The following is a 9,244-nucleotide window of genomic DNA, read 5'->3' on the forward strand; positions in this document are numbered from 1 at the left end:
GGCTCAAGGGCACATGTCAGGCGCTGGAGGCGGTGGGATCCACCCAGCCGAGCGGGTAGAGGTCCGGCCCCCTGCCGGGAGCTGCGGGCTCGCCGCCGGCCTCGGCGAAGGCGGTCAGGGCGTCGACCAGGGCCTCGCGCTGGCCGGGGATCATGCGCGCGACGATCGCGGCGATCTCGTCCCGGCGCCGGGCGGTGACGTCCTCGACGATGCGCTGTCCGTCCGGTGTGAGCTGCAGGACGGTCTCGCGCCGGTTGGCCGGGTTGACGCCGCGGGAGACCAGGTCGGCGGCGATCAGCCGGTCGATCATCCGCATCGCGGTGGACGGGTTGACGCCGAGCAGGTCGGCGGCGGTCACCAGGTTCACGGCGCCGTGTGTGGAGAGGACGACCAGCATCCGGAACTGCGGCAGCGTGACCCTGTCCTCGGCCGCGGCCAGCGACCTCGCGGAGACCGCGACCAGCAGGCGGGACGCGGTGAGCACCGCGCGGGTCACCGCATCGACATCGTCTGTTGCCCCTGCGGGGCGCGCACGCTCGGCCATGGCTCCCTTTCTACCTCCTCACCACCCCCTCCCTCATCGTTTGCATGATGCAAAATAGGTCGGCAGAAAGGGGCTGCCCATGAACGCTGTACCGGCAACCGACCCCAGCGACATATCCACGTCCACGCCCACCAGTACGGTCCCTCTATCGCTACCCCGGCAGAGCGCCGCACGACCCGGCCTGCGCACGGCATCCTGGACGCTGGGCGTCATGGCCCTGCTGGTCGGTGCAGGAGCAGGACTCGGCTCGGTCGCCTTCCGCTGGCTGATCACCACCTTCACCCACCTGCTGTCCGGCCATGCCGACTACGCGGATGCCGGGCATGCCGCCAACGGCCATGTGCCGTGGCTGGGCCCGTACTTCGTGCTCCTCGCCCCCGTCGTCGGCGGGCTGCTGTACGGGCCGCTGGTCGACCGCTTCGCCAAGGAGGCCCGCGGGCACGGGGTCCCCGAGGTCATGCTCGCCGTCGCCAAACGGGGCGGGCGCATCAACCCCCAGGTGTCCGTCGTCAAGGCCCTCGCCTCCGCCCTGTGCATCGGCTCCGGCGGCTCCGTGGGCCGCGAGGGACCCATCGTCCAGATCGGTTCCGCCCTCGGCTCCACCGCCGGACGCCTGGCCAGGGTTTCCGAGCACCGGATGCGGCTGCTGGTGGCCTGCGGGGCGGCCGGCGGCATCGCCGCCACCTTCAACGCCCCCTTGGCGGGCGTGTTCTTCGCGATGGAGCTGATCCTGCGCGACTTCGCCGTCGAGGCATTCGCCGCCGTCGTGCTCTCCAGCGTCACCGCCGGCGTCATCGGCCGCGCGGCCTTCGGCAACACTCCCTTCCTCGTCCTCCCGCCCTTCCACGTCGACCACGTCGCGCAGTTCCCGCTCTTCGCCCTGCTCGGCGGGCTGGCCGGGGCGGCAGGGGTGGGTTTCACCCGGATCCTGTACCTGGTCGAGGACGCCTGCGACTGGGCCTGGCGCGGCCCCGAATGGCTGCGGCCGGCCGTCGGCGGCCTGCTGCTCGGAGTGCTGCTGCTGGCTCTGCCCGAGATGTACGGGGTGGGCTACCCGGTCCTCGAGAAGGCCGTCCACGGCGGCTATCTCCCGGCGTTCCTGCTGCTGTTGCTCATCGGCAAGGTCTTCGCCACCAGCCTCACCATCGGCATCGGCGGCTCCGGCGGCGTCTTCGCCCCGAGCCTGTTCATCGGTGCGATGCTCGGCGCCGCGTACGGCAATGCCGCCCACCAGCTCCTTCCCGGCACTGCGGGAACCACTGGCGCGTACGCGCTGGTAGGCATGGGCGCCGTCTTCGCCGGCGCCTCCCGCGCCCCCATCACCGCGACCGTCATCCTCTTCGAGCTGACCGGCGAGTACACCATCATCCTGCCGCTGATGCTCGCCGTCGTCCTCGCCACCGTCACCAGCCGTCTGCTGAGCCGGGACACCATCTACACCCTCAAACTCCGCCGCCGCGGCATCGACATCACCGCCCCCGCCCCGCAGTTCGGCGGCAAACACGTCTCCGCGGTCATGGAGAACCCGCCCGACCCGCTCCCGGCCGCCACCGAACTGACCGACGCGGTCGAGCGGTTGCACATGCCCGGCAACGGCGTACTGCCGGTCGTCAGCGCCTCGGGCCGGTTCCTGGGAACCATCGACGCCTGCCAGGTCACACAGGCCCTCGCCGACGGAGCCGACGACGATCTCGAACCGCCGCCCACCGCAGGCCAGATCGCCGTCCTGACCGCTCACGTCACCGCCGACATGCCGCTCTCGGCCGCCGTGGCCGTCCTGGCCTCCACACCCGGCACCCCCGTCCCCGTCCTGGACCCCGGAGACCACCACCTCGTCGGGTGACTCACCCCGCACACGGCCCTGCGCGCTCTGGGCGCACCGGCACCGGCCTGACCTGCGGGCAGCTCACGGCAGCGGCGGCGAGCCCGGCGGCCTCGGCGTCCACCGGGCTCCCCCGCTGTCCGCGGCCCGTGAACGGTTCCCCGGGAACATGGCGCCCGAAGAGACAGTGCGCGAGAGATTCCCGCATGAGAGCCCATAAAGTTCGATAAAATGCCCGGTAGGGGATGCCGGGAAGTCTGGTCGGCGAAAAGTGCGCACATCACTGCCGACGGGGGACCCTTCATGACGGGCCTGACCATCGTTCTCCTCCTCGTGGTCCTGGCCACCGCTGTCGCCACAGGCGCTCGTCACTGGCGGCTGCCCGCCCCGTCCCTTCTGGTCATCGCCGGACTGGCCGTCGGGCTGCTGCCGTGGGTGCCCGACATCCACGTCGCACCGCAGGTGATCAGCGTCCTCGTCCTTCCCCCGCTGCTGTACGCCTCCGCGGAGGAGATATCCGGCCGGGAGCTGCGGGCGGTGTGGCGTCCGGTGACGGTGCTCGTCTTCGGCCTCGTCCTGGCCTCGGCCGCCGCCGTGGGCCTGATCGCCTCCGCGCTGACCCCGCTCACCGCCGCGACCGCGTTCGTGCTCGGCGCGGTGCTGGCCAGTACGGACCCCGTGGCGGTGACCGCGCTCGGCCGCCGTCTGTCGCTCCCGCCCCGGGTGCAGGCCATGGTCCAGGCCGAGAGTCTGTTCAACGACGCCACCTCGCTGGTGCTCTACAAGGTCGCGGTCGTCACCGCGGTGACCGCCGGCGCCGTGTCCATCCCCTCGGCCGCCGGGCAGTTCGTCGTCCTGGGCGGCGGCGGAGCCCTCATCGGCGGCGCGGTCGCCGGGGTGGTGATGCTCATCCGCAGGCGTACGGAGGACCCGGTGCTGGAGACCGTCATCGCCCTGGTCACCCCGTACGCGTCCTACGTCCTCGCCGAGGATCTGCACACCTCCGGCGTGACCGCCGTCATCGTCGCCGGCGTCGTCCTCGGCTCAACCGGCCACAGGCTCAGCAACGCCCACATACGCCTGCAGATCCACGCCGTCTACGGCACCGTCGTCTTCCTTCTGGAGAGCGTCGTCTTCGCCGTCATCGGCCTGGAACTGCCCACCCTGGTCCGGCAGCTGCCCGCCGACGAGCGCGGCTGGCCCCTGTGGGTGCCGGCCGTCGCCTTCACCGTGCTGGCGATCCGCCTGCTGTGGGTCTTCCCCCTCTCTGCGCTGATGCAGTACCGGCGCGGCAGCGACAAGATCTCGTGGCGTGTCCCCGCCGTGCTGTCCTGGGCCGGTACCCGCGGCGTGATGCCCCTGGCGGCCGCCCTGTCCATCCCGCTGACCACGCACAGCGGCGCCCCGCTGCCCCACCGCGCACTGATCCTCACTCTCACCACGGGCACCATCGCTCTCACCCTCGTCGTCCAGGGCTTCACGCTCGCCCCCGTCGTCCGCCGCTCCGGCATCGCCTTGGAACCCGAGCACACTGCCCACGAAGAAGCCCGGGCCGGCCGCCACCTCGCGATTGCCGCACTCGCCGAGCTGGACCGGTTCGAAGAAGCCGACGCCGCCTCCGGGGCCGTCCTCGAGCACGCCCGCCGGCACCTCGAAGCCCGCCTTCGTCAAGCAGAGGCCGACGAAGGCGACGAGACCGGTACCGACGACCCCACGGCCCGTCCCGCTGACGCCTACCGGGACATACGCCGCGCGCTGATCGCCGTGGAAACCGAGGAACTGCAGCGCCTCTACGAGGACAACAAGATCAGCAACACCACCCGGCGCCGGCTCCAACGCGCACTGGACCTCGAAGAGGCCGGCCTCACCGGCTGACATCGCCAACCGGCGGGGTTCGCAGGGAATCCAGGCAACGTTCCGACGGAAGACGGAATCCGCGTCGCGTCAGCCGGCGGTCTCGTCGAGGTGCTCGGCGAGGCGGAACAGGGCGGGCAGGGCCGTGCGTATGGCGGCCTGCTCCACCTCGTCCAGCGAGCCCAACGCGGCTTCCAGGCGGCGTTCGTGGGCCTGGGTCCACGCCTCGAGCTGGGCACGGCCGACGTCGGTGAGGGTGACGACGGAGGCGCGGCGGTCGGCCGGGTCGACGGCACGGGCGACGAGGCCGCTGCTCATCATCTGGCCGATGAGTCCGCTGACGGTGCTGGGCGCCAGCCGCTGGCCGGCGGCGAGTTCGCTGATCCGGGCCGGGGAGTGCTCGGCGAGGACCTGCAGCAGCTCGACCTGGGCCATGGGCAGTTGCTCCCACGGGTAGTCCGTGCGTATCGAGGCGCGCAGCGCCCGGCGCAGGCGCGTGACGGCTGCGGTGAGCAGGCACGCGTCGGTGGACCGGTCGGCGGCGGTGTCCGAAGGCCCGGGGCGGGTCGGCAGCGACATGCGGAAAGTCTACCCGGGAGGTCTTTACCAATGCGGTACCCGAAAGGTTCGGTGCCCGATGTAATGTCGTGCGGGTTGTTGCCCGGCGCCGGTCCGGGCCTGTCGTCGAGGAGCGGTCGAGCGCATGCCCCTGGCGTACCTGCCCAGCCCCTCCCAGGGCGCGTGGCATCTGGGACCGGTACCGATCAGGGCGTACGCCCTGTGCATCCTGGCCGGGATCTTCGCGGCCGTGTGGCTCACCCGCCGCCGGTGGGCGGCACGCGGCCGGGCTCCCGTCGAAGTCGAGGACATCGCCGTGTGGGCGGTGCCTTTCGGCATCCTGGGCGGACGGCTCTACCACGTGATCACCGACCCCGAGCTGTACTTCGCCCCCGGCCGGGAACCGGTGCGGGCGCTGTACATCTGGGACGGCGGACTCGGCATACCCGGCGCGGTCGCGCTCGGTGCGCTCGGCGCATGGCTGGGCTGCCGGCGGCGCGGGATCGCTCTGGCCGACTTCGCCGACGCCCTCGCCCCGGGGCTGCTCCTGGCCCAGGCCATCGGCCGCTGGGGAAACTACTTCAACCAGGAACTCTTCGGCGGTCCCACCGGCCTGCCGTGGAAACTCCTGATCGACCCCGCCCACCGGCCCGCCGACTCCCCGAACGTCGCCTTCTACCACCCGACGTTCCTGTACGAGTCGCTGTGGGACCTGGGCGCGATGGCCCTGCTGCTGTGGCTCGACGCCCGCCACCGGCCGCGCGGTGGGCGGCTGTTCGCCTGGTACGTCCTCGTCTACACCGCCGGACGCGCCTGGATCGAGGCCCTGCGCATCGACCACGCCAACCACTTCCTCGGTCTGCGCCTCAACGACTGGGTCTCCGCAGCCCTGTTCGCTGCAGCCCTGGCCTATCTGCTCGTCACCCGCCGCCGGTTGCCGGCCCGTGACGCGGACCGGCCGGAGGCGCAGCGGCCATGACCCCACGCCCGAACGGCGGTGCTCGCCGGGGCGCCCGATGCTGTGGGCCGAGCCGATCTTCGCGGCCTTTGGCCACCGGGCCTGTGGGCTGACCCGCAGCGCCGTCCCCGCCCGGGAGGAGCGGGCTCTGCAGCGCGCGGTGGATCTGGTGGACCGGGCAAGCACCCGCACCTGCCGACCCCGGTCCTCGCACGTATCCGTGTCCCGAGTCCAGCGGGTGGCCGTTCACGCACGAGTCCTGCCCACCTGGGCGGCGACAGAGGTATTCGTCCGGCCGGAAGCCGGTATCGCGGCGAGGCGTCTTCCACGGCACAGTGGCGTTTGCTATGCGCGCCTGACCTCGCTCGCGACCCGCCGGACAGACCTCAGCCGCAGGAGTGGGGGCAGCGGTCGGCCACCGACACGCTGCAGAGCATGGGCTCTTCCACATCCTCGGTGTTGAACACGAAGACTGCGCCCGAGGCGGGGACACGGATCGCGCACTGGTCGTCATCAGTCAGCGGCTCGTAGGTCTCCCAAGGGCATCCTGCCTCGCTCAGCGCCCGGAGGACTTCGCTGTATGTGGGACGACCGGGAAACGTCTCCACCCGGCCTGGCTCCCGAGAAGGCCATTCCATCGTGGGCCAGTCCGTCTGGACGACGATCGACCAGATCATCTGGCAGTGGGCTTGGCAGGTGCCGAGCTCCAGGCAGCCGTACGCGTACAGATACGGCAGCCCGTCGGCTCCGGTCGAGGAGCCCCGCGCCCACGGAGGGCCCAACACCTCGGTGACTTCCTCGAGATGGGCGCCAACGCGCGCCGTGCCAATGCGGCCGGTCTGGGCGAAGGGTATGAGAATGTCCAGAACGTGCATGCAGTACAGGCTTTCATAGCGGGATCCACCTGGTCCAATGCCGTGATGACACGGCGCTGGCCCATCGGACAGGCCTGAGGGGTGCCCCGTTACTCGGGCGTCAGATGGAGCGGCCGGCACGATTCAGTACTGTTGCCCATATTTGGGCTGCCCGGAGGCAGGGCCTCAGATCTCATGGATCTGCCGCGACGCGGCCTCGCCCCTCCCCGCTCGCGGTGCACATGACCGCCGACCACACCGCCCTGGTCGACCTCGCGCCGCGCCTGTTGACCCGCCACCACGCCTACCACTACCGAGGCTTCGCGAGAACACAGTGGCGCCTCTTCGGGAAGAGCGGCGAACTCAAGCCGCTGCTCTACACGTTCCGCGTCCTGCTCACAGGCATCCATCTGATGCGCACCCACGAGGTCCGGGCGGACCTGCCGACGCTGCTGGACAACGTCCGGGCACCGGACTGCATCCGCGACCTCGTGGCGGCCAAGGTCGGTCGGCGCCCCTTCGGACAGAGGGCCAAGGTCCGAGGTCCCAGGTCATGCCGTACCCGCACCGGCTGCTGCGGGTCACCGGGCCACCGGGCAGGGCCGGTTGACGGTCGTCAGCGGTACGTGGCGGTCGCCCCGCCGGCCTGATCCCGGCCACCGGGCCGCCTCGCCGTATGCGTCGGGCCGGATTCCGGGAGGGGCGGACGCGACTGGCCGCCGGGGCCGAGCCACGCGCCCGCGGCGGCGAGCAGTGATACGAGCAGGAGCGTGAAGACGGCCCAGCGGTGGCCGAAGGGGCCGCCGAGGTAGAGGGCCAGGGCGACCAGCGCGACGCCCAGGGCGGTGCCCAGGCCGCGGGCCATGTTCACCAGGCCGCCCCCCCCCCGCGCCGGAGGAACCGGCCGGGATCGCGCCCATGATCAGGGCGTTGTTGGCCGGGGTGAAGAGTCCCAGTCCCGTTCCGATCAGCGCCAGCAGCGGTGTCAGCCAGGCGATGGACAACGGCGAGGCCAGCATGGTGGCCAGCGCCCCGGTGCACAGGACGGCCCCGGCCACGCACCGGGCCCGGTCGGGGACCCCGCCGGGCACGATGCGGTCGGCGGCGGTGGCCGCCAGCGCGAAGCCCGCCGGCAGAGCGGTGAGCACGCACCCCGCCGTCAACGTGGTGTGTCCGTGCAGCGTCACGATGATGGGGGCCAGCACCAGGGGACCGAACAGCACCAGATATCCGCACAGTGCCGCGAACAGCCCGGTCGAGACGGCACGCACCCGCAGCATGCGCAGGTCCAGCAGCGGATGTTCGATCCGGCGCTGCCGGTCGGTGAAGGCCCATGTGGCCGCGGCCGCCACGGTGAAGAGCACCGCGACCACCCAGCCCGCCACGGGCAGGCCGGAGGCGGCCGAGACGGCCAGCAGCAGACTGGTCGTGGCCGCTGCCAACAGTCCCAGGCCCGCCCAGTCGAACCTCCGGGCCGCAGACCGGTGGCGGGTCCGGGGCAGCAGGTACTGGCCGGCGAGCAGAGCGACGATCCCGATGGGCACGTTGATGCCGAACACCCAGCGCCAGCCGAGGGTGGACACCAGAGCACCTCCCACCGTGGGACCGAGCGCGAGCCCGAGCGCCTGCGCGGCAGCCTGCACCCCCAGTGCGGCGCGCATCCTCTCCCGCGGAGCACTGGTGGTCACCAGGGCAACGCTGTTGGCCTGCAGCATCGCGGCCCCGCAGGCCTGCACCACCCGGAAGACCACCAGTACAGCCAGTGAGGGCGCCAGGCCACAAGCCGCGGACGCGCCAGTGAAGACCACGAACCCGTACAGGTAGAACAGTTTGCGGCCGTGTGCGTCCGACAGCCTCCCGGCCGGGATCAGCAGGGCCACGAGCGCCAGCAGATACGCCAGGGACACCCATTCGACGGCCGCCAGCGAGGCGCCGAAGCGGGAGCGCAGGCTTCCGTACGTCAACGTCACGATGCTCGCGTCCAGTTGCCCCATGAACGCTCCGAAGCACACCGTCGCCACCGCCAGCCACCAGGCGCCGGGGCGTATGCGTATGCACGCGGGGCGCTCCCGCTCGGTCACGAGAAACGCGGCCCGGTGACGGCGTTGCGAGGGCAGTCGTGCAGCGGCAGGTCCGGTCATGTCGCCTCCAGACTCGGCATCGTCGCGGTGGGGCGGGTACCCAGAGCGAGATTACATCGGATACCGAACCATTCGGCAGCCGATACGAAGCCATGGCCTGGAGAAGTGCATTCCGCACCCGACTCGTTACCAGGCGGCGGGTTGATGGCTGCGCGTCCGCATGCCGACCGGACGACGCGATCTCGCCACGGCAGTGGGGCGGACGATGTCGCTGTAGGCGTCGACGGCGGGCTGGTGGACGGCTTCGGCGATCCGCCTCCGACGCGCAGTGGTGATGGAGAAGGACCAGGTGCGCTGTGCCGCGGTGCTCAGCTCGCCGGTCATGCAATTTTCAACGAGCCAGGCTGTGGCCAGAGCACGGGGCATGCCCGCCAGGACAGTCCACAGGAGGCCAACCGGAATGCGCCTCCAGGCAATAGGCCCTGACGGCCGGTGATGCGTCTGCTCAGCGGCTCCTGTGTCGGATGGCTGGGGCGCGTTCGGCGACAGGGCCCTGCACGCCTGCCTGCGCTG

General features: G+C 71.3%; 8 protein-coding genes and 1 pseudogene. 4 read left to right on the top strand and 5 right to left on the bottom strand.

Annotated elements, in window-relative coordinates:
* Positions 1-16: 16 nt before the first annotated feature.
* Complete coding sequence (locus HG542_RS08855) at positions 17-544, bottom strand: MarR family winged helix-turn-helix transcriptional regulator (RefSeq protein WP_171079552.1); 528 nt, start codon at positions 542-544, stop codon at positions 17-19.
* Between the two features lie 79 nt (positions 545-623).
* Between HG542_RS08855 and HG542_RS08860 the strand changes: the two genes are divergently transcribed.
* The gene (locus HG542_RS08860) at positions 624-2,387 is read left to right on the top strand and encodes a chloride channel protein (RefSeq protein WP_373313049.1); all 1,764 of its coding nucleotides are present in this window, start codon (positions 624-626) and stop codon (positions 2,385-2,387) included.
* Between the two features lie 282 nt (positions 2,388-2,669).
* Positions 2,670-4,241: a Na+/H+ antiporter gene (locus HG542_RS08865; RefSeq protein ID WP_171079553.1), complete on the top strand. Its 1,572-nt coding sequence runs from the start codon at positions 2,670-2,672 to the stop codon at positions 4,239-4,241.
* A 69-nt stretch (positions 4,242-4,310) separates the two neighbouring features.
* On the opposite strand, the gene HG542_RS08870 is transcribed toward HG542_RS08865, so the two are convergent.
* A complete protein-coding gene (locus tag HG542_RS08870; protein WP_171079554.1) occupies positions 4,311-4,799 on the bottom strand; it encodes a MarR family winged helix-turn-helix transcriptional regulator in 489 nt (162 codons plus the stop codon).
* A 124-nt stretch (positions 4,800-4,923) separates the two neighbouring features.
* On the opposite strand from HG542_RS08870, the gene lgt reads away from it, so the two are divergent.
* Positions 4,924-5,757, top strand: coding sequence for a prolipoprotein diacylglyceryl transferase (gene lgt, locus HG542_RS08875; RefSeq protein ID WP_171079555.1), 834 nt, complete (start codon positions 4,924-4,926; stop codon positions 5,755-5,757).
* Between the two features lie 365 nt (positions 5,758-6,122).
* Here lgt and HG542_RS08880 read toward each other — a convergent pair whose 3' ends face one another.
* Positions 6,123-6,611, bottom strand: coding sequence for a hypothetical protein (locus HG542_RS08880; protein ID WP_171079556.1), 489 nt, complete (start codon positions 6,609-6,611; stop codon positions 6,123-6,125).
* Between the two features lie 203 nt (positions 6,612-6,814).
* Between HG542_RS08880 and HG542_RS08885 the strand changes: the two are divergent.
* Positions 6,815-7,135: pseudogene (locus HG542_RS08885) on the top strand (DNA polymerase beta superfamily protein); the annotation flags it as partial.
* Positions 7,136-7,171: 36 nt separating this feature from the next.
* Here HG542_RS08885 and HG542_RS08890 read toward each other — a convergent pair.
* Together HG542_RS08890 and HG542_RS08895 are read right to left on the bottom strand one after the other, a co-directional pair.
* The gene (locus HG542_RS08890; RefSeq protein WP_229922440.1) at positions 7,172-8,731 is read right to left on the bottom strand and encodes an MFS transporter; all 1,560 of its coding nucleotides are present in this window, start codon (positions 8,729-8,731) and stop codon (positions 7,172-7,174) included.
* Between the two features lie 126 nt (positions 8,732-8,857).
* Entirely contained in the window at positions 8,858-9,055 is a 198-nt protein-coding gene (locus HG542_RS08895) for a hypothetical protein (protein ID WP_171079557.1), read from the bottom strand.
* Positions 9,056-9,244: the final 189 nt, after the last annotated feature.

The organism is Streptomyces morookaense, assembly GCF_013030945.1.
GTDB lineage: Bacteria > Actinomycetota > Actinomycetes > Streptomycetales > Streptomycetaceae > Streptomyces > Streptomyces morookaensis.

Bases quoted from the DNA above. Each gene is read 5' to 3' on its own strand.
- HG542_RS08855 (WP_171079552.1), bottom strand. From the start codon at position 544: ATGGCCGAGCGTGCGCGCCCCGCAGGGGCAACAGACGATGTCGATGCG.
- HG542_RS08860 (WP_373313049.1), top strand. From the start codon at position 624: ATGAACGCTGTACCGGCAACCGACCCCAGCGACATATCCACGTCCACG.
- HG542_RS08865 (WP_171079553.1), top strand. From the start codon at position 2,670: ATGACGGGCCTGACCATCGTTCTCCTCCTCGTGGTCCTGGCCACCGCT.
- HG542_RS08870 (WP_171079554.1), bottom strand. From the start codon at position 4,799: ATGTCGCTGCCGACCCGCCCCGGGCCTTCGGACACCGCCGCCGACCGG.
- lgt (WP_171079555.1), top strand. From the start codon at position 4,924: ATGCCCCTGGCGTACCTGCCCAGCCCCTCCCAGGGCGCGTGGCATCTG.
- HG542_RS08880 (WP_171079556.1), bottom strand. From the start codon at position 6,611: ATGCACGTTCTGGACATTCTCATACCCTTCGCCCAGACCGGCCGCATT.
- HG542_RS08890 (WP_229922440.1), bottom strand. From the start codon at position 8,731: ATGACCGGACCTGCCGCTGCACGACTGCCCTCGCAACGCCGTCACCGG.
- HG542_RS08895 (WP_171079557.1), bottom strand. From the start codon at position 9,055: ATGACCGGCGAGCTGAGCACCGCGGCACAGCGCACCTGGTCCTTCTCC.